This is a genomic window from Hyunsoonleella sp. J2K-J805, from assembly GCF_057167125.1.
The window spans coordinates 586156-612157 of the sequence record NZ_CM169901.1 but is presented as its reverse complement, the minus strand read 5'-3'; the positions used below and the strand labels follow the sequence as shown (position 1 = coordinate 612157).

Sequence of the window (26002 nt, the reverse complement as noted above, 5' to 3'; positions counted from 1 at the left end):
GCAAAGTACTTTTGTCGCACTAGTAATCATAAATGTATTGGTCAAACATGAAGGACTCCAAAAAGAACTCTTACAAACAGAAACGAAAAAAGTCTAGTGAATTTGAAAACAGGAATGCATATTTGGAGCACGAATTATCCATAATGAATTTTAAAAGATGGAAAATTCATTTACCATTTAGAGATTTTAATATAGAATTGGAGGATTTAGTTCCTGCATTGGCCGCCACTATAGGAAAGGTGGTGATGGTAACAGCCATGGTTGCAGCCTTTGCCGCACAATTTGGGCTTTCAGCAGAATTTATTGCCGAAAACGTGAGGTACGAATTACTGATTGCTGGCGGTATATTTGTAATTCTTTTTTCAGCGGTATTAAACCCTAGGGCAAATTTAGCTGGAACGCATGGACCTATGATACCACTAATACCCATAATAGCTTTGGCAGGAGGACACCCGCTTGCATTAGGTATTTTAATTGGTGTATTTGGTTTAATATTAAGTATTACTAAAGGTGGCTCAAAATTAATGGCTTTAACTGGAGTTGGAGTTCGTGGTGGATTACTCATATACCTTGGTGCGGTAGGGCTTATAGGGCAGATTACAAAACTGGAAACATGGGCATCAAGTGCAAATGCCAGTACCGTGTCATTTGTAGTTATCGGAACTACAATTTTTATTTATGCTTATTTGGCTAGAATTAAAAAAAGATGGTTGGCTATTCCCTTGTGTTCGTTAATTGCTGGAATTATTGCCTATGCTATGGGTGTTAATTTTGAATTTACTACAGCGCCAGGGCTACCGCATTTTAATCCGTTTTGGTGGTGGGGCGAAGATACAGGATGGCAATTGGGATGGCCAAATTTTGGGCATTTTGTGGCAGTTATTCCATTCGCAATTTTAGCTGTCGCTATGTGGTCGCCAGATTACTTAGGGCATCGTGTATTTCAAGAACTTAACTATCCCAAAAAAGCAAAGAAAGTTTTAATGGATGTTGATGATACGATGACGGTTTCTTCCATTCGTCAAATGGTTGGTACCGCTTTAGGCGGTGGAAACATTGCATCGTCATGGGGTACCTATATGATTCCCGCCGCTATTGCAAAACGCCCTATACCTGGAGGAGCAATTTTAACTGCTATTTTATGTGTGCTAGCTTCTGTTTTTGGGTACCCGATGGATTTAGCCATGTGGGAGCCCGTATTAAGAGTAGCATTAATAGTTGGCGTGTTTTTGCCTTTATTAGAGGCAGGCATGCAAATGGTAAAAGAGCACAACGATTCTCTAAGTGCAGGAACATGCATTTTTGCCTGTGCTTTTGTTAATCCTGTGTTTGGTTGGGCCTTAACCATGCTCTTAGATAATCTTGGTTTAATAGGGGACACAGAGCGCTCAAAAACACTAACCTTAAAAGAACGATTGATAATACCTGGTATTATGTTTATAGTATGTGCGGTGTCTTTAGCATTGGTTGGACAACTCCCTGGAATTCCAGGAGTATTTTAAATTGTGACATTGATAAACTTAAAGCGTATAAATATAATCTAGTATTATAGATGCATTTCAAGTTTTTGGCAGCATTAACAGTTATAGAATAAAACTGATTATCAATACATGTTGTATTTATCAATATCTTTGCAACTCAACAAATTCATTAAATAGGTAATACTGCTTTTGAGTACTAAAGATTACATCTTCTACACTCTAGTGTTTTTAAATATTGGTTTTGTCATTTTCGTTTTCGTTAGCCGATATCTTACCAGAAATGATGCGCATCATCATGACGAAGATTCAGAAGATAATCCTGTTTAAAATGGAGCATTATTTACTTCAAATTCATAATGATTATTTATATATATCATTAAAAATATAAATAAAAATAAATAATTTTTGTTTTGTAATTTTACTCAAAAGTCAAACAGTTATGAAAACAAAAATTTTATCATTAATTCTATCTACGTTATTATTTTCAAGTTGTGCTGTTATCAGGCCGGGAGAGGCAGGTGTAAAGCAAACATTGGGTAAATTTTCTGAAGGTGTTGTAACCGAAGGCACAGTGTTTTACAACCCTTTTACAAGTAAAGTCATCAAAGAATCTACCCAAACCAATAATATTAAGCTCATATTAAATCTTCCCAGTAAAGAAGGGCTTAGTGTGAAGTCTGAAATATCCATTCTCTACCGTTTGGAAAAGGAAAAAATTCCATCTGTATTAGAGAATCTTGGAAGGGATTACGAATCTATTATCACCAGTGTATTTAGGTCTGCATCTTCAGATGTTTGTGCAAAGTTTTTCGCAAAAGATATGCATTCAGGTATGCGTGCTAATATCGAGGAGGAGATCAAACAAAAAATGATGATAAATTTAGAAAAGCAGGCTGATGGTATTGAACTCATTGCTGTGTTAATGAAAAGTATACAACTTCCCAGAGGACTAGCTAGTTCCATTGAGCGTAAGTTGCAAGCGGAACAAGATGCAATGCGTATGGAGTTTGTAATTCAGCAGGAAAAACTTGAGGCAGACAGAAAAATAATTAATGCCAAGGGTGAAAGAGATGCCCAAAAAATACTATCTGAAGGCTTAACTCAAGAGATAATAAAAATTAGAAGTATTGAGGCTTTCAATAAGCTGTCTAATTCTGCAAATAGCAAAATCATTATTACAAATGGTAAGGCGCCATTTTTAATTGAAACTGAGCAATAATGTAATTAATTTTAAAAAAAATGCCATGAAACTAATAGAAAAAGCAATTGAGTTTGAAAAACGTAGCATGTCAAGAATGAGTACTAGCGATCGCGTAAAAGCTTCTAGAGAAGCTAAAGCAATTGTACTAGCTATTAATGAAATTTATAAAAAGAGACTAAAGAACCTTACTTAATGAAAGTGATGAAATTGATGACGGTAAAGAAACTCAAAATAGATAAACGCTTAAAAGGAGTCTTAATAAGTGCGTCAGTTTAAAAAATGTTGATAATATTAGTTTTAGTAAGGATATAAATAAGATACTAATTGACTTAATTTTAGTAAGACGAGAACTTAAATAAGTTCTCGTTTTTATTTAATATATAACAAGTAGCCATTAATAGGCGTAAAATCTATTGTTTCTTTTTTTTATTTTTTAACAAAAAATTATGTTAAATTTGTAAATATTAACAAATTAACATTACATTTTTTAACTATTACCAATTAAACTATTATGAAACGAAACATTAAAATTTCATTAAAATTGTTAGGTAGTGCCGCAATAGTTACTACGTTATTTTTAACATCTTGTTCAGAAGAACAAGTAGTTCAAGATGATTCTCAAGAGTTTGAGGTTAATGCAGAATTGCAAACCATTGCCCTAAAAACACCACCCGTAGAACCAATTGTTATTGAAAATTTAGGTGAATTGTCATCTAAGAGTATCCCTGAAAAATTTAGTAATTCTATCAACCGTTCGCGTTATGACATTGATCTTAAATTCGTAACACCAGTAACTACAAAACAAAGAAATGCTTTTATAGCTGCTGTAGAGCGTTGGGAGCGTATTATCATAAAAGACGAAAGCGATTTTAGTGGTACAATACCATCAGCTTTTGAGGGGTTACCTGCTCTAGTGGAAGACGGTGTGGTTGATGACCTTATTATAGAAGTTGCCTTAGCTCCAATTGATGGGCCTGGTGGTATTCTTGGTCAAGCAGGACCACAGATAGTACGTTTAGATAATTTCTTAACGGTTTCTGGTGTCATGTTCTTCGATGTAGACGATTTAGATCTATTGGATGAATTTGATTTATTAGAAGATGTTATCCTTCATGAAATGGGTCATGTTTTAGGTATAGGTACGCTTTGGAATGTAGAGCCTTTTGGGTTTGACAGAACACTTTTAAGAGGTACTGTTGACGCCCCATTTTTCTCAGGAAACATAGCAAACGGCTTTTGGAATCTTGCAGGAGGGCTAGGTAAATTACCTGTAGAAGCCGATGGCGGTGCAGGTACTGCTTTCTCACATTGGGACGAAGATGTCTTAGGTAATGAGTTAATGACAGGTTTTATAAACTTAGGAGAAAATCCTTTAAGCAGTATAACATCAGGTTCATTAAAAGATTTAGGTTATGGTGCTGTCCCAAAAGGAGACAGATATAGAGTGCCAGCTCAAAATCAATCTAAAACTACTAAAAAATCTTCTAAATCAAGAGAGGGTTTAAACTTAGCAGAAATGGAAACTTTATTAAAACCAGTAGGTTTTGTTAAATAAAAGTTTATCGTAAACAACCTAAAGCGTATTGTAAACTAGTGTTTACAAAAACAGAATAGTAAAAGAGCTTGTAATAAATCAGATATTGGTTGTTCAAGCTCTTTTGTTTATCTACTACTTAATACAGTTAGCTAAAACTATACATCTCTAAACTACACTTACACTTATATATACAATGATGTAAAATAGTCGCATACATTAATTTTTCTTCAAAATAATATCTATCCAGTAATATCAAAAAGTCCATAATACTTTTCGAATATTGTCACATATACAATAATACTTAGTGTTTTGTTACTTGCACTTTAGATACCTCTCTAGTAGGCTTTTATTAGTATGAACTTGGTGAAGCTAAGAAAAAGTTTTACCTCATTAATTTTTTGGGATGTTAATGGATTACTTATTATATAACGACATAGTGATAAACCAAACGTACTTAGAATAGCAATAAATCACTAAAACTCCAATCAATTATAATTTCTACAAGCTTAATTCTTACAAATTCACTATATTTAACTATTGTCTACCTGATTTTTAAGACAAAAAAGGCAACATAGTCTATGTTTATGTATCAAATCTAGACTTGATAAATTGTTATTTTTTCTAATTTAAATAATTCAAGGACAACTACCCTAACTTTAAAGATGTTATCTAACTTTTAAACATAAAAACAACCAACCAATGTACATTAATATCAAAATTAAAAGAAAACAACAAAAAGACGTATCTCAAGAATCACCTAGGTCACCAAAATTTAAAATAGAAATAACAGAGCTACTGGATGCCTTAGAAAATTGTTATACGCAATTAGGAACACCTTATGATCCTATTAAAATAGATAACTTTGTTTCCGTTGGCGCAGATGCTTTTTCTTCAATCGATGTAGAAACAGAGGTTACAGTGAGTTTAGAGCCAGGTATTGCCAAGGATTACGCACATATTATAAAAGATTATAAACTTGTATGTTGTTCAGTTAAAGTTGTAGATAAAGAATTTATAAACAAAGATCGTATAGCCGATAGTAAGTTTTGGGGCAAAATTTTTAAGTATCGTAAAGATGCCATGTGTAGTACTCCAGATGGTACTTTATATATTTCACCTAATACAAAAGGAGAATGTATTGTTAACACTTTAGAACCTGAAAACATATATACTGTATCCTATAGCATTTTATTGTCGCTTAAAGTTAAGTTTAAAAACCTACGAGAAAGACGGTTTTATTTAATATTGGATCCTTTGGTGAAAGTAAGTTCAGGTAGAGGCACTAATCCACCGAATAATTAGCCCAATAATGGTGAATAATTATTTCAAAAATAGGTTAACATTTTTTATTTTTTTTTTGTTAATATGTCAAAATAGTTTCTCTCAAAATAGTTTCGTCCTTGATAGCCTTGGAAAAATTTTAAAAAACAAAGCAATTTCTAAAGCTGAAAAATCACAAATTTTAATTTTAAGGTCATATTACTTTAATGATGTAGATTCATCTTTAATATCTTCGAAACTTGCTTTAACTATTGCTGAAGAGATTAATAGACCTATCCTAAAAGCTGAAGCATTGGAAGAGATAAGCCATGTTGAGCGTCGTTTAGGGAACTATTCCAAGTCAATAGAAGCTTCATTAAGTGCTTTGAGCATATATGATTCTTTAGGTATGAAAGAGCGCACTGCTGCTTCATATGTTCAATTGGGAAGTAATGCTATTAGTGATGAAGATTATGTTTCTGCAATAAAGTATCTAAAAAGTGCTGAAGATATTTATACAATTTCAGATAAAAAAGGTAATCTAATACTAACGCTTTTAAATCTAGGAGAAACGTATCGTCTAGCGGGAAAACTTGATAGTGCAACTATCTATTTTACAGAGACACTAAAAAGAAATAAAATTAAGAATAATGACATAGTTCAAAGCTATTCCCTAGGTAATTTAGGCATGGTGCTATCTGCAAAGGGTAAGTTTAAAGAAGCGAAACAGCATCTTAAGGATGCTATAAAAATTCTAGTTCCTTTAGACGATCCCTACTCGACATCAGTTTATATTGCTGAACTCGGTGACATTTATATAAAAGAGCAAAATTGGGATTTAGCAGAATCTAAATTATTAGAAGCCTACAATATGGCTTACCAAACCGGTCTCAAAGAACAAATTAGAGATTTCAGTAAAAAACTCACTGATTTTTACAAAGAACGACATCACTTTGATAAAGCATTAAATTATCTAGAGATTAATCGAGTATACCAGGATAGTTTAGTAAATAAAGCTTCTATTCAAGAAATCGAGCAAATAAAGGCACGTTACCAAATTAATAAAAGAGAAACTGAGATTAAATTACTAAATGCTAAGTCTGCTAATCAAAAAAAACAGATGATTTTACTGGCTATAGGTATTTTTATATTTAGTTTACTAGCCTACATGTTACATAGAAGTAATAAGGCCATCAAAGAGGTGAATAAACATGTGTCTTCTCAAAATTTAATTATAGAAAAGCGAGAACAAGAAAAAGCGCTTTTATTAAAAGAACTAAACCATCGGGTAAAGAATAATTTGCAAATGATTTCCAGTTTATTAAATCTTCAAAGTAAAGAACTTAGTGGTCATCCTGCGCAAGAAGCTTTATTAACTGGCAAAAATAGGGTGGAGGCACTATCTTTAGTGCATCAAAAACTATATCAAGAAGGCACTGAAACCAAAGTATTTTTAAAAGACTATATCGAAGAATTAGTTTTAGGCCTTTTCCATGGTTATGATGTTTCGTTTAAACCAAAATTTGATATTGATAATTTTAGCATTTCAATAGATAAAGCCGTACCAATCGCATTAATTGTTAATGAAATGGTCGTTAATTCGTTAAAGTACGCGTATAAAGGCGTAAAATCGCCAACATTTTTAGTAAGCCTAAAAAAAGTAAACAATACACTGGAATTAGATATAAGCGATAATGGTATCGGTTTTACAGAAAAAGAAGGAGCTAAACTTAATTCCTTTGGTTTAAAGTTAATTAAGTCCCTTATTATACAGCTCGATGGAAGCATGAAAAGACTTCAATTTCAAGGTACACATTGGAAAATAGCCATTAAGGACAATTAAAAGTCATAAAATGAGGTTAAATGAATACTATTCCTAAGGTAAAAATACTTATTGTAGAAGACGAAATTCTGTTAGCAAATGATATTGCCAATAAACTTAGAGATAATAATTATCACATCGTAGGAATTGCAGATACAGTAAAAAAAGCTTTAGATATTCTGTCCAATAAACAAGATATCGATATTGTATTAATAGATATTATTTTAAAGGGTGAGTTTGATGGAATAGAACTAGCAGAATTTATAAATGATAAGTATAAAATTCCATTTCTTTTTTTAACATCCAATGCAGACAGCCACATCATTGAAAGAGCAAAGCGTGTAAAACCTCACGCATATTTATTTAAGCCTTTTAATGATCGCCAAGTGTTTATTGCCATTGAGCTCGTTTTGATGAACTATTCGAATAAGGTTTTTCAGAAAGAAATGCTAAACAAAAGTAATTTTGATGCATCAGAAAATCAGGTACTCAATATTCATGACAGCTTATTCTTAAAAAAGCAACATCATTTTGAACGCGTTCAGCTTAAACAAATTCTCTTTTTAAAAGCAGACAGTAATTACTGTAGCGTACATACCGAGTCGGATCGTTTTATTTATTCTGTAGGGCTTAATAAAATTGAAGCACAATTACCTACCAAACGTTTTATGCGTGTACATCGCAGCTATGTTGTAAACATTAATTCTGTAAATGGTTTTGAGGGTAATATGCTTTTTATTGGTAACAATAAAATACCTGTAAGTAAAGCACATAAAGAAGATGTGTTTAAGCTTTTTAAAATTATATAAATTATCTGCCAATTACCGTTTACTCATATATTTTAGTTATTCGCTAAGATATCCTATCCATTCACTCATGTCTTTTTTATTAAAAGGTTTGTTTTTTCAAATTTGAGAAACGAAAGAAATAGTAATCTTTCATTATCAGATAAAAATAAATGAATTTCTAGGTTAGACGAATTAAACAAACTTCAAGCCATATTCATGGTAGAAATTGGAAAAAAAACTTAAGAATAATACAAGATTAGTCATTAATAATCTTTTGTATAAAATCTTAAATATGGGGAGGCCGAAAAACAAATAGAGTAGGCAAAAACTTAAATCAATTTAATATGGCAACCATTGTTAATGTTTCTCAATCTAATGAAGTCTACGGTACTGTTTGGGCTTCAAGACCTAACCCTGACCCAACAGTTCCTGCATGGAGCCTCGCTCCAGGCAAAAAAATGACTGTTGTTTATCCAGGCGGTAAAGAATTACCTTGTTATCATTATTTCTTTCCAGAGGCAAGGTCTGTAGCTAATCAAACGCCTTATTATCAAGCATATCTGCGACAAAACTACGAGGTAGACGTAAACCCAGATAACAAAACAGTAAAAATTGTTGGGCAATATTTAACCGAACGTGATCTTCTTGCGTACAAAAGCCTTCATCCAAATGATGAAAAGATACAAGCGGTTACTCTAGCTGAACTACAAGCAAAGTACAATCCAGATCAATTTAGAGGTAATGGAGCCAAAAAGCGAAGTGTAAGTGTAAATGAAGAAGTATTTGTTAGGGATATAGGTATCACAGATTGCCAATGGTCAATAGCTATTGTCGTTATAGATTGCATTTTTGCTTTAACAGGTGCTTACGGTTTAGCTAGTAAAATATCACAGCGTTCCACGCAACAGGTAGCTCATCTTATTGCACCAGTAATGAATGAGATGGAAGAAGCCATTCATGTTTTAGCAACTTCCGATAGTAAACTTGCAAAAGCCGGTGCAATAAAAGATATAATCCATGTCATTTGGTCAGGTAGTTTAATAGAAGCCGTTTATCATGCAATTATGGAAAGTTTGACATGGTGGGATATGATAATTTATGGTGTTTTGGGTATAGCAACAATTGCCGCTGCATTTTTAACTGATGGAGCTGCATTAGTTGCAATGTTCGTAGCCGAATTAGCATTATTAGCATTCATTGTCTCTGATTCTGCAAAAGCAGTTCAAGCCTGTAGCATCTCAGCTTAATCATTTGTATATAAATGCAGCAACCAAACTCTCACGTGGTTGTTGCATTTTATTTATGGGTTTTAGTTTACATAACTTCAAATTATAGTAACAGTTGAAGTAACGTTGGCGCAAATTAACTTTTACATAATTGCTATCGATATAAAACACTAGCATGTTATTACATCTGCAATTATGTAAAATGCAAGCATACGTTAATTTGCTATAAATGTACTATAATGTTCTCGCGTTATGTAACTTAAGCTTTGGATAAAAGCGAAAGTCCTTTCTATAGTTTCTTTAAAAATTTATTCCCAAAAGTTTCTTTACGATGTTAATGTAACACGCTTTTTACGAAACGACGATAGGAGAGTAGTGGAATGTGTGTGGAATGGTTTATAAACTTAATTCTTTTATTGTACTTAATGCTTTTTCAAATGTATAAATTGTAGATTTAGAATTAATAAAACTATCTAAAGAATCATCAATTAATCTATTTATATAAAATAAATCTGCCCCTTGATTCATTAAATCTTCTTTTATCTCAATTAAAATCGATTGAACTAATTCAAAAGTATCCTCTTTAACTGAAAAAATAGTTATTAAATAATTAAAGAAATTCCTGTAAGTATGGGATTCAAATCTATCAAATTCTGATTTGTAAATTAAATTAAAAAAGGTCTTTAACTCATTTAAATCTATAACGTTGTTAAAATTATTGAATTTAATATAGCCAAAAGATGGAACAATCCCTTTATTTAATAATTTGATTAAACAAGGTAGCGCATTTTGATTATTCAACATAAACAATGTTTGATGTAAGCTTCCCATAAAACCGAACTGTTTAAAAGTATAAAAATAGTTTTAACTTTAAACAGTAATTATGAGAAGAAGTAAATTTTCACCGCAACAGATTGCAAAGATTTTAAAAGAGTTCGACAATGGTAAAAGTGTCGATGAAATTAGCCGTGAACACGGGGTAAGTTCTGCAGCTTTTTACAAGTGGCGTTCCAAATATGCAGGAATGAATTCTAAGGAACTCAAAAGGCTCAAGGAGCTTGAAGAAGAAAACCGCAAGCTTAAGCAGATGTATGCTACTCTGGCACTTGATCATCAAATGGCTAAGGAGATTATCGAAAAAAAGCTATAAAGCCCTGTCGTAAAAGAGCAATTACCAAAGAACTTATTCATTACGGCATTAACAGGGCGTGCCGTGTCTTAGGGATGAGTAAGAGTGTCTATTACTACAAGCCATTGCCCAAGGACGATACGGCTATAGAACAGGCTTTGCAACAAAAAGCAAAAGATCACTCAGAAGAGGGGTTTTGGAAGGCCTATGATCGCTTAAGAGAGGAAGGTAAACCTTGGAATCATAAAAGAGTGCATCGTGTTTATGTAGCATTGGGACTTCCACTTAGAAGAAAGGTTAAGAAACGTCTGCCTACTAGGGTTAAAGAGCCTTTAGAGGTTCCAAATGAACTGAACCATACTTGGAGTATGGATTTTATAACAGATGTCTTAGAGAACAAGAGACGCTTCAGGGCATTCAATATCATTGATGATTTTAATAGAGAGGCACTTCACATAGAAGTTGATTATTCATTGACGAGTAATCGTATTGTCTGGGTACTGAATCATTTAATTAACAAAAAAGGGAAGCCTCAACGGATACGAATGGACAATGGCCCAGAGTTTATAGCACATATCACAAATGATTGGAGCCAAATGCACGAAATAGAGTTTAAGTATATTCAACCAGGTAAACCCACACAAAATGCATTTATAGAACGCTTTAATGGTTCTTACAGGCGTGGGGTTTTAAACAAATATATTTTTGAAGACCTACATCAAGTACGTGAGCAAACTCAAATCTGGATGGATGATTATAACCATAACAGACCACATGATAGCTTGGGGAAAATATCACCAGTGAAATATGCAAAGCTTAATTCCTCTGGGGCTAGCCCCAGAGGAATTAAAAACAAATTAAATAATGTAATTTTGGAAAAATAAGCAGTTCTAATGAAGGGAAGCTTACAATTGAGTATCAATTTTTCAAATACATCTTAGATAATTTCTATTTGACATAATAAATAGCAAAAGTTAATTTCTTGAAAACTTAAATAGAAGTTCATCACAAAACAAGTGTATAGAAATTTTAGAGAGTGGATACAAGCGAGGGAAAATTTTATACTCTTGTGGCAAGTTAGCCGAGAATCACTTAAATTTTTTTATGAGGCATATTTTCACGTTTACGGGAATTTCAATATGAATCCAAAACTTAGCTTTTATAATGCGCTGGCATGCGGTTGGAAATTGTGTTTAAAATACGAGGGAGTAAAATTGATTGAGTATCAATTTTGCGAATCTGTGAGTTGATGCGGCTGCAATAAGCAATTTGATTTTATAAAACAATCGAGCGCAATGGCAGCGGATATTTTACATAACGGCAAATTATAGTACACATGTGCAGACGATAACTTTATTGAAAATCTTTTATTTAAAAATTTCTAGATAATTATACAGAATATCCAAATTATGAAGAATATTTAATTTAATTACAAAAGCCCGAAGACGAATGTTTCAACACCCACGTTCTAAATATTCTAATAACAACGGATTATTCTGGGATATTTTAAATAGTATGAAATTATAGCTACAGTTGGTTTAGAATTGGCGCAAATTAACTTTTACATAATTGCTATCGATATAAAACACTAGCGTGTTATAATATCTGCAATTATGTAAAATGCAAGCATACGTTAATTTGCTATAAATGTACTATAATGTTCTGCGTTATGTAACTTGAGCTTTGGTTAAAAGCGAAAGTTGTTACTACAGTTTCTTGAAAAAATTTAATCCCAAAAGTTTCTTCTGCAATGTTAATGGAACACTTTTTATGCGACGACGTAGGAGGGAAGCGTAATATGTGTGGAGTGGCAATTGAAATATTTTTCTTATCTTTAACTTAATCACTTGACATTTAGTAGTTAATTCTCCCAATTGACGATTTCATAATAGCAATATTTATTAATTACCCATTATTGGGTATTTACATGATTTATTGATTTAGTTAAACTTGTACTCAAAAGATTCTTTTGTAATTGAAAACTAGCTATATGAAAACCAAAAATCGAATAATTTTTTTATGGGCTCTTGTTGCCATATTTACCATTAAAGGCTATGGTCAAACAAAGGATGAGCAAAGTGTGACTTTGGATCCAACCGCTAGATCACTGACACTACCTCCCTTCGATGCTAAATTTAGGGTGAATAGTTTCACCACGGATTTTGATAGTATAGATTTCAAGTATTTTATCGATGACGTTGAAAGCCTGAAAAGACTGAAGGCTAAGGCTAAGAATAGCTTTGATAGCATCAATGGTGTACTTACTTCATTGATTCAATCGATCGATAAGACCAGTTTGGATAAAATCATAAAAACAGATTATGATATAGAGCTTGAGAAAAACACTAAAAAGTTTATCCAAGCGATCGAAAAATCTGCCGACAATGAAGCTTCCATTAAAGGGATAGTGACTGGGGTTTCAAAGTTTAAAAAAGGAAAAATTGTAGGTACAAAACAAGTTGATGATTATTCTGTTTTACTTGTTTTACAGTTATATAAACTGCTCAATATTGAAAACAAAAATTTTGACAATCATATTGGATCACTTGAGAAACTAAGGGAACTGTCTATAGAACTCTATTCTTATGATAAGCGCATTAAGTCTTTAAAAAAAGGTGGTAACTATTATTTTGTAGGAGATGAGTTCAAACTAGAAGTTGCAAATAATAAAGCACATTTTCCAAAAAGTATTGGTCCTTTACACCCAGAGGTGAGCTATACTTTTAAACTTGATGGCACAAAAAAAGTTCAGTTAAATCCAACTGAATTAACAACTCTAAAATCTGAGACCATTAAACTTCTTGATAAGTATTTCCCTCTTTCCGGTTATGCGGATCAGGATGATATTGATAAATTTAAAGTAGCTGTTTTTGATTTAATGAAGTCCTACTCTAAGTCTGATAGGATTTTTGGCCCCGACGGTGAATTAAAAAATGTATCTGACAATCCACTTCGAGATTCTCAGTTGTGGGACATCATTCAGAAATTATACCTTCCATACGATCAAATTAATAAGCAAGACAATCCTGAAATATCATCCAATTCAACGAACTTAATAAACCTGTTTGAATCTTCACAAACGGTATTTGATAAATTATACTTATTACATTCTGGAAAAATTAAACCTTCCGAGGGATTAACTAAAACAATCCTTGATCAACCTTTAAATTCGGGGCTCGACGTAAATAAAGATTTGACATTCGGACAGTTTCTGGGACTTCTGATAAACCCTGATCAAAACCATTTCATCAATCAAGTATTATCTACAGATAACAATACCGTATATAAGGTTAAAGGAAATAGTTTAGTTAAAGGAACCGGAATTGATAACGAAACAATCTATTTGTTAAAATCCTTTTTTGATAAACTGTTATGGCGCTCTTTTTTAGAAGTAAAAGGTTCCGGCAAGAAAACTCGAGAGGTTAAAGTTTTTAATTCTAACGGCGATATTGCTAAAATAAAAGCCATCCGGGATGCGACAGATAATTTAATTACAGCAATTAACTCGAAGGGAAGTCAATTAAAAAAAATAAAGTCAATTAAAGAAGATGTTCCCAATATTCTGCAGAACATATATGTAAAAGAGGAAATCACTATTAATAAATCTATAGTTATTAATGTTTTTGCAGAGAATAATGCATACATAGGATTAGATCTTGGATTGATGTATGCCTTCGATATTGATGGTATATTTTCGTTTCAAGGAACACATTTTTATCTCACTCCAATTAACCGTGAGGCACCGTTTAAGTATTTCGACGATTACAACAGGTATTTTTTGAAGCGCTTCAGTTTCTATGTTGGGATTGCTCAGTTGGTAAGCGATAAAAATGACCGATATGAAGGCTTGTTCGCTAAGAATAGCTTAGCACTTGGCTTAGGGTATAGACTTACGAGAACCATTAGATTTAGTGCTGGCACCTTGATCTATAATGAATTAGACCCAAATCCTTTGGTGGATAATAAAGCCTTAAAGTTAGCACCAACGGTTGCTCTTTCTATAGATATAGATTTGACCAATGCCTTAGGTGCGATAGGTAAAGCAATTAATTTTAAATAAACAATATGGCAAAATTAAAATACACAATAAGGGGTTACAGTCCTGTGGCCTCCAAATTAAATTATAAATCAGAAGACGGCGCATTGATTTCAATTAGATCAGTCAATTTCAAATTGAGGATTAAGAGTAATAATAACCAAGACTTGATTACAGGCGAGGTAATTTGTGAAATTGGGGGACCAGGAGCTGGGTTTTATAAATTTAAAAAAAATGGACAGAAAAAGTTAGTCGAATCTTTTACGAGTGTGCCAAATGATTATAATATCGATATTGACTCTAAAATTATTATGTTAAATAATCCGGATAAGATGGCATTATGGATTTATGTAACAGTTAAAGACAAGGATGGAAATTCTTTTCCAAGACCAATATCTAAAGGACGATATGTTTGGGATAGAGGTGATGTTATGATCCCACTTGACAATTTGATTGATCGATTGAATGGCTTGAACATTAATTTAAATCAAATACTATGAAAAAGGCAGGGTTTTTAATTTTCCTTCTGGGATGTGTGGTTTCTTGTGGTGAGCTCGATGACACCGTTAATCCTGATGAAATCATTAAGCTGAAAGTTTTCAATTTTGAAGGAACTACTGAAATCTCGGAAGCCATTGGCGATGGAGAGTCAATAGTTACATTAAGGGCAACTATTCCCGCAAACAGTGATGAGAACTCCAGAACAGTAACCTTTCAAGCGTCAAACAACGCAGAATTCCAGGGTGTAGGAACCAGCCTTCACACAGATGTTGCAGGATCAGATGGTATAGCCGAAGCCAAGTTAAGAATGCCCTTGGATGATAATCCGGTCTTTGTGTCGGCATTAATAACCAAGGGGAGTAATACCTATAAAAGCGAGGGTAGTATAGTTTTAATGGGAGTAGATGAGATTGTCTCACTTGAACTATTGGATTCTGATCAAAACCCAATCAACTCTCCTCAAAGGGCCGACGGACAAACCTTAATTACCTTAGAAGCAACTGTACTGTTTAATCAGGAAGAGTTTGATCAGGTGACCTTTGAAAAATCGGCCGGAGTATTTCAAAGTGTGTCTGGAGATAACGCCATAAAAGATACCGATGAACAAAATATGGCTTCGGTAGATCTGAGATTACCAACGGTTGTAGGTCGTATTTATTTACTGGCCAAGGTAGGCTCAGGAACTACCTATTTTGAAGAGGTAGAATTAGATCTTATAAGAGCGTATCCAGACCAGATTATAATAGAGCCTAATTCTCTAACCATGGGAGAAGATGCCACCAATGTTATCCACGTATATCTGAATAGAAATTCGGGAGAGGTAAGCCAAGAGACTCCTGCTACATTCGAGTCCTTTCAGATTGTTAGCGGAGCAGAAGTACAGACAGGTCGATTTACGGGATTAGATGGAGCACAAACCAATGCCGATGGTCAGATCACGGTAAATTTTAAAACTGACACAGATAATTTTGATTTTAGTATACCAGTTATAATTAGGGTAACTTCTCAAAATGACAATGGAGATACAGTGCAGTCTAGTATTTCAATCTCTCTTACCGAATAAAAACTAATAAACTCAAAATACACATCTTATGGAAAAAGCAATTAAAATATTTATTGGAATTTTAATTATTGTTCTGGCCATTTTATCATTTACCGATAGAAAAACTTTTAATAATGAAGACGATGTAAAAACTTTGATTGATGCCAGAAAAGTTATTATAAATGATGCAGATGATATATTTATAGATAATTTAAATAAAACCTTTATTGATAAAATTAGGACCAATGACGAAAAGCTTGCTAAAAGTTTAAATTCTTTAGGACTAGAAGATGGTAAGGATAAGGAATTTATGACTGTAATAGATGTCAAGAATAAAGATTTAGAGGAATCAAACTCTAAAAACTTAGAGGCGCTTAAGGATTCAAAAAATAAAGTCGTGTTTGAATATGAAAAAGCGAAACTCAAATCCATTCCAAATATTTGGCTTATTATTTTAATCATTCTTTCAGCTGGGCTCATTGGAGGTTGGGCCAGAACAAATTATGCTAATCTTCCTGATTTAAAGGATAATATTGAAGAATTAGTGAACAAGATGAAGGCAATTTTAAAGGAAATAGGAGAATCAAAAGTTCCAGTACAAAATGAAGGTATGGGCAATAAAGCTTCGGTAAATATAGCTGCCGTTGAACAAAATACAGACGAACTGGCAAAAAGGATCAAAGATGTAATTGATAAGGTGCCGGATGAAAAAAAACGTTTAAATACTAGCTTGGTATTTGGTGTTATAGCTTCTTCAATAGCAATACTTGCCTTGAGACTTACAGAGAGTCAGGTCCTTGACTTTGAGAATACCATCGATTATTTTGTTTTGTGGGCATGGTGTTTGTTAGGTGCAGTTTATGCTAAGGATTCTTTGGAGAGAGTTTATAATAATCGATTTCCTAAAAAACCTTAATTCTCTTTTGCTTTTGGTACTTGCGTTATGTAACTTGAGCTTTGGTTAAAAGCTCAAGTTTATTACTTCATTTTCTTTATTTTTTTCTTCTAAAAAACTTTCTCTACGATGTTAATGGAACACTTTTTATGCGACGACGAAAGGAGGGAAGCATAATGTGTGTGGAATGGATAAGTATGTTAATAATTATATACGAACTCATTGCACAATTTTTTATTATTAGTATATTCACGTTATGAATTTTATCGATTTATTTTCTGGTGCTGGTGGACTTTCTGAAGGCTTTATTAAAGCTGGTTTTAATCCTGTTGCTCATGTGGAGGTAGACTCTCATGCTTGTAATACATTAGAAACTAGACTAATTTATCATAAATTAAAGCAGGAAAATAATCTTGACCATTATTACGATTATTTGAATGAGAAAATGTCTCGTGAAAATTTCATATCAAAATTTGGAGATAGTTTATTATCCGATTCAGTTTTAAATATTGGAATTGGAGGTAAAAACAATGATATTATCTTTAATAAGATAGATGAGTTAGCAGGAAACAACGAAATAGATTTAGTTATTGGTGGACCTCCTTGTCAAGCTTATTCATTGGTTGGAAGAGCAAGAGATGCAAAAGGAATGAAAGATGACCCAAGGAACTTTCTATACAAGGAATACGCTAAATTTTTGAAAAATTATTCACCAAAATTTTTTGTTTTTGAAAACGTTTTAGGTCTCGAAACTGCTGATAAAGGAAAGTATTTAAAAAATATGTTATCATATTTTAAAAGAATAGGTTATAAAGTAGAATACAAAAAACAAAAATCTGAAGATTTTGGAGTTCTTCAAAAGCGAAGAAGAATTATTTTAATTGGTTGGAGAAAGGATATTGACTTTAAATATCCAGTTTTCGAAGAAAATAAGTATGATTTTAAAGTTAGAGATATTTTATCAGATTTAAAAAAACTTAAACCAGGAGAACAAAACAATATAACAAAATATAAAAATGACAGTTCAAACTACCTTAATAAGTTCGAATTAAGAAATGGTATTGATTTTGTTTCTCAACATATTGCGCGACCTCATAACAGCAGAGATTTAGAAATTTATAAAATAGCTATAAATAAATGGCTCAAAAATGAGGAAAGATTAAAGTATCCTGATTTACCAAATAGATTAAAAACACATAAAAACGAAAAATCTTTTGTAGATAGATTTAAGGTAGTTGACCCAAATGGTTATTCCCATACAATGGTTGCTCACATTGCAAAAGATGGACATCATTATATTTATCCTGATTCTCGACAAATTCGTTCATTGTCTGTACGAGAAGCTGCAAGAATACAATCCTTTTCTGATGATTTCTTTTTTGAAGGAGGAAGAAGCGCTGCTTTTAGACAAATTGGAAATGCTGTGCCTCCACTAATGGCCAAAGAAATAGCGCTTCAGATTAAAAAACAAACTATATGAGCAAGCAAGATTTAACTTATAAAATTAGGCCAGCCGCTAGACTTATTCATACTATTGGAAGTGACTTAATTGGTGATTCATATGCGGCATTAGTTGAGTTGGTTAAAAATTCATATGATGCAGATTCACCTAAGGTAGATATTAACTTTGAGTACAAACAAATAGATAAAGAAGATTCATTAGTGATTAAGGTAACTGATGAAGGACACGGGATGAGTTTTGATACTGTTATTAACAAATGGCTTGTTCCTGCTACAGACGATAAGTTAAAAAGAAAGAAAAGCCCAAAAGGCAGGTTATTTCAAGGAAGAAAAGGTATTGGAAGATTTGCAGCTTCAATATTAGGACAAGAAATGACTCTTTGTTCAATAGATGAAACTGGTGAAAAGTCAACTGCAATAATAGATTGGAGAATTTTTAAAAGTGATGATTTTCTTGAAAATATAGAATTATTAATTGATAGGGAAAAGACTAATGAAGAATCAGGCACTTTTATTGAAATTATTGCAAAAGATGAGCCAAAAGACAATAAAATATCCATTTGGGATGAGAACTCAATTGAAAACTTAATTAATGAGTTAAGAAAATTAATATCACCATTCAAGGACTATGAGAAAGACAAATTTTCAATTAATCTTTCATTTACAAATAGTCCTTTTGAAAAATATAACAATGAGAGTTTTGATATTGAGACTTATCCAATAATTAAGTTATATGATTATAGAATTAGTGGTACAATTGACTTAAAAGGAAATGCTAAGCTTCTCTATGAAAACAATGTTACTGACACTAAACAGTCTGAAGCATTTGAAACTAATTATAAACTTGAAAATGGAGGAGAATATTGTGGGAATTTAATAATCGATTTTCGAGTATTTGATAGAGAGCCTGAAGCAATAGATAATCTAATTAACAAAGGTTTAATTGACCCAGTTACAGAAAAGTATATGGGTAAAAACGATGCAAGGAGATTATTGAATGAAGTATACGGCGTAAACATTTATAAAAGTTTCTTTAGAATTAGACCTTATGGTAATGGCGGTGTAGATTGGCTAGATTTGGATAAAGAAAGAATTCAAAATCCTACATTAAGAATAAGTAACAATCAAATTGTTGGTTTTATTACTATACAGCCAGAAGAAATTTCTAATCTTGAAGAAAAAAGTGCAAGAGATGGACTTAAAGAAAATGAATATTATCTTGGACTTAAAGAATTATCACAAAAAGCACTACGAGAACTTGAATTAAGAAGATTAACATTTAGAGAAAGAAGCCAAAAAAGCAGACAATCAAGAATTACAATAAATGATTCTTTATCTAACTTATTTAGCTTTTCGGATTTATCAAATAATATTGAAAGTAAATTAGAACAGTTTAATGTTACAAAGAAGAACATTGAGCATATAAAAACTATCTTAAAGAAAGAAGAAGAATCTAAAGCCGGTTTACTTGAAGATATTCAAAAAACTATAGCAATTTATCAAGGTCAAGCAACCCTTGGAAAAATAGTAAATTTCATTTTGCACGAAGGAAGAAAACCAATTCAGTTTCTCAATACAGAAACAAGAGTAATTGAAAGGTATATTAGGCATTATAAAGCGACTAAGGATGATGAATTACTTGATGATTTAGACGAAAGTATTGATGGTTTTAGAAGAAATAGCAAGTTAATTTCGGATTTATTTAAACGTGTGAACCCTTTAGCTAGTCAAAAAAGAGGTAATAAAAAAGATTTTAAAATCAAAGACACGATTATAAATAGCTACAAAATTTTTAAAGAATCTATGAATGAAGAGGGAATAGACTTTAAACTTAATTGTAATGATTCTGCAACAATTTTTGGGTGGGAAGAAGACCTTTTTACAACTACAACTAATTTAATAGAAAATAGCATATACTGGTTAACACTTTCGGATATTGAAAATAGAGAAATCAGAATTGATGTTACTGAATCTGAAAACTCAATACAAATCGATTTCAGAGATAATGGCCTAGGTTTAACAGATGATGAGATTCAGACAGATATTATATTTGAACCTGGTTATTCTAAGAAGCATAACGGAACAGGTTTAGGTTTAGCAATTGCAGGTGAAGCTGTTGATAGACTAAATGGTAAATTAAAAGCCAGAAAATCAGAAAAAGGTGTTTATTTTCAAATAGAGATTGATTTATGAAAGAATTAAAGTTGTTAATAGTAGAAGATGACCCAAATGTATTGAAGTCATATAAAAGAGATATAAAGTCTTATAATTTAGGTAAAGAAGTAGTGATAAAAGAAACACCTGTTGATACTAAAGAGGAAGCTTTAAATCTATTACAAGATTCAAATTCCGATTTTGATGCCGCAATTGTTGATTTAGACTTACTAGGTTCGGGAGGCGAAGACAGTTCAGGCAATGAAGTTATTCGAGAAATTAAAAATAATTTAAGATTTCCGGTATTTGTAATTACTGGAACACCTCAAAATGTAGATGCAGATTTGCAAGAAGAATCTGCTCTGTTTAAAATCAAAACACGTGGAGAAGAGGAGGAGCAGAGTTATTGGTCACAACTTGTAAAGATTTATAATACAGGAATCACTAATATTCTAAATAAAAAAGGTACAATTGAAAACTATTTAACAAATATATTTTGGAACCATTTATCAAATTCAATGAGTTTATGGGTAAATGATGATACAAGAAATCCTGAGGAAAAAGAAAAGTCTTTATTGAGGTATACTTTGTTACATATGCAAGAGTATTTAGAAATATCCACTTCAGGAGATTTAGAAAAATATCATCCAGCTGAATTTTATATAAGTGCACCTGTAAAAAATAATATTTTTACTGGAGATATTGTTTTATTTGAAGATGGAACTAGGCATATTGTATTATCACCAGCTTGTGATATAGATTTAAAAAATGGTATAAGAAAATCTAAGAAAATACTCTTCTTAAAAATAGTAAATCCGGAAAATATTGATGTTGAATTTAGTAATCATCAAATGAGTAATGGTAAACAAGGTGAATTAAAATCCCATATAAGAAACTCTAGACCTAGATATCATTTTACACCAAATTCTGGTGATATTCCAAAAGGGTTTATAGATTTTCAAAACAAACTCACTATTGATGATAATATTATCGATGAACATATTGAAAATGGCACAAAACAGCGTATAGCAACCATATCAAGTCCTTTTCTTAAAGATATAATAGCCAGATACTCTGCATATTACTCAAGACAAGGTTCTCCAGATTTTGATGAAAGTGAAATATTAGAAGGATTCCTAAGTTAAACCATTATGTAAAATAGAATCTCAATGTTAAACTTGGCCTCATAAAATTTTGGTCAAAACAATAGGAGAAATAAGCGTCCATATTTTAGGGGTTTAGTAATTCGGTTTCTTAAGACTTTCAAGTATAAAAGGTATTTCAAAGCAATATTAGTAATTACAATGTTTCCTAAAATATAGCGAATGAGCCGTTAATTGTTTCCAAAATTATATGCAGTCTTGAATTTTTGTTTCTTTTGTTTCAAGACACTATTTTAAAGAATTGATTGAGTATCAATTTTTAAAATACCTAATAATGAAAGAATGAAAAGAAAGATTAATTGAAGTTCTACAGTTAACAAGTGCATAGAATTTTATTTTTACTCACATATTTAATTATTTGCAAAAACTTCAAATGTGTTCGTGAATCTCGTAAAAACTCGATTTCTTAAAATTTATGCTCTTGTGGCAATCCACGAGAATCGTCTAAATTTTTTTATTACGTACATTTTATCGAATACGCGATTTTTAATACGAGTAAAAAGGTTAGCTTTTATTTTGGCGTTGGCAAGCGTTGGATAATTGTGTGTAAAATAAATTGCCAGAGCAATTTGATTTTATAAAACAATCGAGCGCTTGGTAGCGGCTATTTTACATAACGGCTAATTATAGCTACAAATGTTTTTAAACGCTGCGAAGCAAACCGCTTAATAGTTTAATGACCCAAGTTCCAATTATTCTAATGGAATACAATGCTTCTGGGATATTTTACATAATACTACATTATAGCTATAAAATGGACTTCTCTCATAAAATACCAATGATAACATTTGTACTATAATGTTCTGCGTTATGTAACTTGAGCTTTGGTAAAAAGCTAAAGTTTATTACATCATTTTCTTTATTTTTTTTCACTATAATTTTCCTCTGCGATGTTAATGGAACACTCTTTTTACGAAGCGACGATAGGAGAGTAGTAGAATGTGTGTGGAATGATTATAAATTAATTCACATTATGATATTTACGGTTTTCCCTTAAATATATTCTTACAAAATTTACTATATTTAAACTCTCCCTATTTATAATTAATTGTGTTAACAATATTGTTTTATTGCTATAGCTATGAAGCATGATTATGTATAAAGAGTTAATACCTTAAATCAAAAATCTAGTTTAAAAGTTAGTAGTAATAATGGCAAAAGAAGTAATAATATATTTTGACAAACCAATGAACTTTACTCCAGAAAACATTAGACCATTAAACGGTATTGCTGGTTTGTATTTTATTTTTAGTAAATCTATAGATATTAACTATCCATTTGATATTTCTAAGCTATTATACATAGGAATGAGTGAGAAAAAAACGAATAGTATAGGAAGTAGACTTATAGAGCATTATGATGGTAAATCTAAAAATGCTGGATTATCTAATTATAGAAAGACAGAGCCATTACTTTTCACCTATATAAATTTCGAAATGTTAAGAAGTGTTTGGAAGTTTAAAATTGAAGATTTAGAAAGTTATTTTCTTCTCGATTTTGTAGATAAATATGGTGTCTATCCTATTTGTAACAATAAGACTAGTTCTGAGATTCTAAAAAATGAATTAATCACGAGCTTCCGAATTAACTGGGAGTATTTTAAATAAAAATAATGAGCAAAGAAGTAAAATCAGGGCAAGAAATATTGGATGATTTCTTTGAGACTGTTGAGGCTATAGAAGGTGTAGATTCAAAAATATCGAAAATGATATCAGGTCTATATAAAGAAGGTACGCTAACCGAGGCTAAAATAAAAAACGAATTGCAACTACTAAGAATTCAAGAAAAGGATGAAGATGAAGCTAAAGCAAATTGATATAAAAGGATTGCGTGGGATAAAGGAATCTCTTTCATTAGAACTAAATGGTAAATCTGTTGTTCTTTATGGAGATAATGGTATGGGTAAAAGCAGTATCTCTGATTCTATTGAATGGTTTTACACGAATAAAGTCGCACACCTTGCAGGGACTGAAATTGATTTAAAAGATGCTTTAAGAAATGCTTCGTTAGAAGAAGATTTTATATCTGAAGTAGCATTGAAATTCCTTAAAAAAAGTGACTTTGATACAGGGAATACAATTTTTTACAAAAGAGGAAAGTTAGAACAAGATTATACTGTCAAAACAGATGAGATACGTGATTATCTAGTAAAGTCTAAAGAAGAAAATTTATTGTTACGCTATAAAAGTTTAAATGACTTTGTGGATAATACTAAAGGCGATAAACTCAAGTATCTATCAGATATAATTGGTTTTTCTGAGGTGACAAAAAAGAAAGAAGTGCTTAGAAAAGCTTTTACTTCTATAAAAACAGAAATAAAAAATCAAAATTTCGAGGGACAAATTAATGGGCAAAAAGCTATACTTATAGATAAGATTGGGGCAGCAGTAAGTCAGGATAAGGACCTATTTGAAATATTAAAAACAAAAATAGCTCCACTAAAAACGAAAATGAAAATTGAAAGCATCGAAGATATCGATGCGCTTTTAAAACACTTGAAATCTGCAACTAATGAAAAGCTACTAAAGGAAAACACCTTTTTAGAAAAAGTCCAAACTAGTATAATAGTACTTCAAAGTGAAGTAGTTATAATTAATACTCATTTCGACAAGTATTACGACGAGTTCCAAAAAATTGCAGCTGATGTAGAAGGAATAATCAAAATTTATATTGGTGACCTTTTAAAATCTGGAGATAAGGTAATTAAAAAGTTTCATAAAGAAGAGAGCTGTCCATTATGCTTGCAACCTAAAGGCAAAGATGAATTAATAAAAGAGATTGCTGAACGTTTAAAGGAAATTGAAGAAGCTGAAAAGAAGCTGAAAGCCTATCAAAAATCTCAAGAACTGTTAAAAAGTATAAGCATTGAAAGAGTAAAAAGAGTTGAGTTGCTTTTATCCGAACCCCTTTTTAAATTACCAGAAAATGAACAATTAAAAAACGATTTAGAATCTATAAAAGGAAAACTAAAACTTATGGAGACAGCAAGTTTAGTGAAGCCTTCTTCTGGTGAGAAAATACAAGATTCTAAAAGTATAGCGTTTAATGTTTTAGATTTTCTATTTCTGGATGATTTAGCAGCAAGAATTAAGAAATTAAAAGAGACTATAAAAAAGGATAATAAAACGGAAATTTATGCAAACATATCAGCTTCTAAAGATGCATTTCTTAAAATCAAAACTTTAGAAAAAGAGAGAAAGATACTTAAAAAACAGAGCTCTTCATTATTTATCATTTACAATGAGTTTATAAAGGTGCAAAAAGAAGGCCTAGAAAATTTTATCGACTCTTTCTCTTCTAAAATAAATGAATACTACCAATATATGAATCCTGATGAGCCATTTCAGGAGATTAAGATTGTTACAATGGGAGAAGAGGACGAACTTAATGGTATAACAATTGAATATAAATATAATGAAACTTGGGTTTCTCCTCCTCAAAAATACTTTAGTGAATCACATCTTAATTGCTTTGGGATATCATTTTTTTTGGCATCTGTAGATGCTTTTAATGATATCAATGAGTTCATAGTTTTAGATGATGTAATATCAAGCTTTGACTCTAATCATAGAAAACGATTTGCTGAGTTATTATTTGAAAAATTTTCTGAAAGGCAAATCATTTTGCTCACACATGAAGAAGAATGGTTTAGGAATTTTGTTAAACCACTTGCTAAGAAAAAAGGTTGGTTAGTAAATGAAATAAAATGGACAGAAGCTAAAGGAACGCATTTTGAAGAATCACAAGGAGATATTAAATCCAGGATTGAGAAAAAACTATCAGAATCTGAGGTTGATGGATTAGGTAATCCCATTAGACAATACTTAGAATCATCGTTAAAAGAGATTTGTATTAATCTTGATGTTAAGGTTAGTTTTAGACCAAACGAAATCAATGAAAAAAGAATGCCAGATGAATTAATTAATGAATTAAAATCAAGAATTAAGTCTAAAAGCAAAGATTTGAAAGAGCATTATCCAACTTTAGAAAGAGTTGCAAACTCATCTATTTTAGGAAATTTACTTTCTCACGACAATCCCTTTAATCCCAAAATTGGAGACCTAAAAGCATTTTGGTCAGACGTTAAAGAAATTGAAAGAATATTTTATTGTCAAGAAGAAAGTTGTACAAAAAGAGCTGTTTCTTTTAGAAATTTTGATACTGTAAGTAAAGAAATAAGATGTGGTGGATGTGGTAAAACAAAATATGATTGGAAATAATTAATGTTTATTATGTTTATAGAATTATTAGAATGCAAAAATATAACTATAAAATAAGTGTGTTTAAATAAGTTTAAAAGAATAAA

General features: G+C 31.6%; 21 protein-coding genes. 20 read left to right on the top strand and 1 reads right to left on the bottom strand.

Going from position 1 to position 26002, the window contains the following annotated elements; all coding sequences use genetic code 11:
- Positions 1-47 precede the first annotated feature (47 nt).
- The 9 genes from AC1B0Z_RS02690 (at position 48) to AC1B0Z_RS02650 (ending at position 9336) form a co-directional block, all read left to right on the top strand.
- A complete protein-coding gene (locus tag AC1B0Z_RS02690; RefSeq protein WP_483794009.1) occupies positions 48-1502 on the top strand; it encodes a DUF3360 family protein in 1455 nt (484 codons plus the stop codon).
- A gap of 168 nt (positions 1503-1670) precedes the next feature.
- A complete protein-coding gene (locus tag AC1B0Z_RS02685) occupies positions 1671-1808 on the top strand; it encodes a hypothetical protein (RefSeq protein WP_483794008.1) in 138 nt (45 codons plus the stop codon).
- A 112-nt stretch (positions 1809-1920) separates the two neighbouring features.
- A complete protein-coding gene (locus AC1B0Z_RS02680; protein ID WP_483794007.1) occupies positions 1921-2700 on the top strand; it encodes a prohibitin family protein in 780 nt (259 codons plus the stop codon).
- Between the two features lie 25 nt (positions 2701-2725).
- The gene (locus tag AC1B0Z_RS02675; RefSeq protein WP_483794006.1) at positions 2726-2875 is read left to right on the top strand and encodes a hypothetical protein; all 150 of its coding nucleotides are present in this window, start codon (positions 2726-2728) and stop codon (positions 2873-2875) included.
- A 318-nt stretch (positions 2876-3193) separates the two neighbouring features.
- Positions 3194-4237 (top strand): leishmanolysin-related zinc metalloendopeptidase, encoded by a 1044-nt coding sequence (locus AC1B0Z_RS02670; protein ID WP_483794005.1) that lies wholly within the window; start codon positions 3194-3196, stop codon positions 4235-4237.
- A gap of 681 nt (positions 4238-4918) precedes the next feature.
- A complete protein-coding gene (locus tag AC1B0Z_RS02665) occupies positions 4919-5521 on the top strand; it encodes a hypothetical protein (protein ID WP_483794004.1) in 603 nt (200 codons plus the stop codon).
- Positions 5522-5576: 55 nt separating this feature from the next.
- Positions 5577-7322: a tetratricopeptide repeat-containing sensor histidine kinase gene (locus AC1B0Z_RS02660; RefSeq protein WP_483794003.1), complete on the top strand. Its 1746-nt coding sequence runs from the start codon at positions 5577-5579 to the stop codon at positions 7320-7322.
- A gap of 20 nt (positions 7323-7342) precedes the next feature.
- Entirely contained in the window at positions 7343-8110 is a 768-nt protein-coding gene (locus AC1B0Z_RS02655; RefSeq protein WP_483794002.1) for a LytR/AlgR family response regulator transcription factor, read from the top strand.
- Positions 8111-8433: 323 nt separating this feature from the next.
- A complete protein-coding gene (locus tag AC1B0Z_RS02650; protein ID WP_483794001.1) occupies positions 8434-9336 on the top strand; it encodes a hypothetical protein in 903 nt (300 codons plus the stop codon).
- Between the two features lie 375 nt (positions 9337-9711).
- Here AC1B0Z_RS02650 and AC1B0Z_RS02645 read toward each other — a convergent pair whose 3' ends face one another.
- Positions 9712-10146, bottom strand: a complete 435-nt coding sequence (locus AC1B0Z_RS02645; protein ID WP_483794000.1) for a hypothetical protein — start codon at positions 10144-10146, stop codon at positions 9712-9714.
- A gap of 52 nt (positions 10147-10198) precedes the next feature.
- Here AC1B0Z_RS02645 and AC1B0Z_RS02640 point away from each other — a divergent pair.
- The 11 genes from AC1B0Z_RS02640 (at position 10199) to AC1B0Z_RS02590 (ending at position 25916) form a co-directional block, all read left to right on the top strand.
- A protein-coding gene (locus tag AC1B0Z_RS02640) for an IS3 family transposase (protein ID WP_483793999.1) occupies positions 10199-11328 on the top strand; the annotation gives its coding sequence in 2 pieces (ribosomal slippage) (positions 10199-10460 and positions 10460-11328; 1131 coding nt in all).
- Between the two features lie 1106 nt (positions 11329-12434).
- Positions 12435-14504 (top strand): hypothetical protein, encoded by a 2070-nt coding sequence (locus AC1B0Z_RS02635; RefSeq protein ID WP_483793998.1) that lies wholly within the window; start codon positions 12435-12437, stop codon positions 14502-14504.
- A 5-nt stretch (positions 14505-14509) separates the two neighbouring features.
- Positions 14510-14980: a hypothetical protein gene (locus AC1B0Z_RS02630; protein ID WP_483793997.1), complete on the top strand. Its 471-nt coding sequence runs from the start codon at positions 14510-14512 to the stop codon at positions 14978-14980.
- Positions 14977-16044, top strand: coding sequence for a hypothetical protein (locus AC1B0Z_RS02625; RefSeq protein ID WP_483793996.1), 1068 nt, complete (start codon positions 14977-14979; stop codon positions 16042-16044). Before AC1B0Z_RS02630 ends, AC1B0Z_RS02625 begins: the two co-directional genes overlap by 4 nt.
- A gap of 28 nt (positions 16045-16072) precedes the next feature.
- Positions 16073-16939 (top strand): hypothetical protein, encoded by an 867-nt coding sequence (locus tag AC1B0Z_RS02620; RefSeq protein ID WP_483793995.1) that lies wholly within the window; start codon positions 16073-16075, stop codon positions 16937-16939.
- Positions 16940-17174: 235 nt separating this feature from the next.
- The gene (locus AC1B0Z_RS02615; RefSeq protein WP_483793994.1) at positions 17175-18398 is read left to right on the top strand and encodes a DNA cytosine methyltransferase; all 1224 of its coding nucleotides are present in this window, start codon (positions 17175-17177) and stop codon (positions 18396-18398) included.
- Complete coding sequence (locus AC1B0Z_RS02610) at positions 18395-20572, top strand: sensor histidine kinase (RefSeq protein WP_483793993.1); 2178 nt, start codon at positions 18395-18397, stop codon at positions 20570-20572. The genes AC1B0Z_RS02615 and AC1B0Z_RS02610 overlap by 4 nt, the downstream gene beginning before the upstream one ends.
- Positions 20569-21678, top strand: coding sequence for a response regulator (locus tag AC1B0Z_RS02605; protein ID WP_483793992.1), 1110 nt, complete (start codon positions 20569-20571; stop codon positions 21676-21678). Before AC1B0Z_RS02610 ends, AC1B0Z_RS02605 begins: the two co-directional genes overlap by 4 nt.
- A 1205-nt stretch (positions 21679-22883) precedes the next feature.
- The gene (locus tag AC1B0Z_RS02600; RefSeq protein ID WP_483793991.1) at positions 22884-23303 is read left to right on the top strand and encodes a GIY-YIG nuclease family protein; all 420 of its coding nucleotides are present in this window, start codon (positions 22884-22886) and stop codon (positions 23301-23303) included.
- Positions 23304-23308: 5 nt separating this feature from the next.
- On the top strand, positions 23309-23512 hold the full coding sequence (locus AC1B0Z_RS02595; RefSeq protein WP_483793990.1) for a hypothetical protein: 204 nt from the start codon (positions 23309-23311) through the stop codon (positions 23510-23512).
- Positions 23493-25916, top strand: a complete 2424-nt coding sequence (locus AC1B0Z_RS02590; protein WP_483793989.1) for a DUF2813 domain-containing protein — start codon at positions 23493-23495, stop codon at positions 25914-25916. The genes AC1B0Z_RS02595 and AC1B0Z_RS02590 overlap by 20 nt, the downstream gene beginning before the upstream one ends.
- Positions 25917-26002 lie beyond the last annotated feature (86 nt).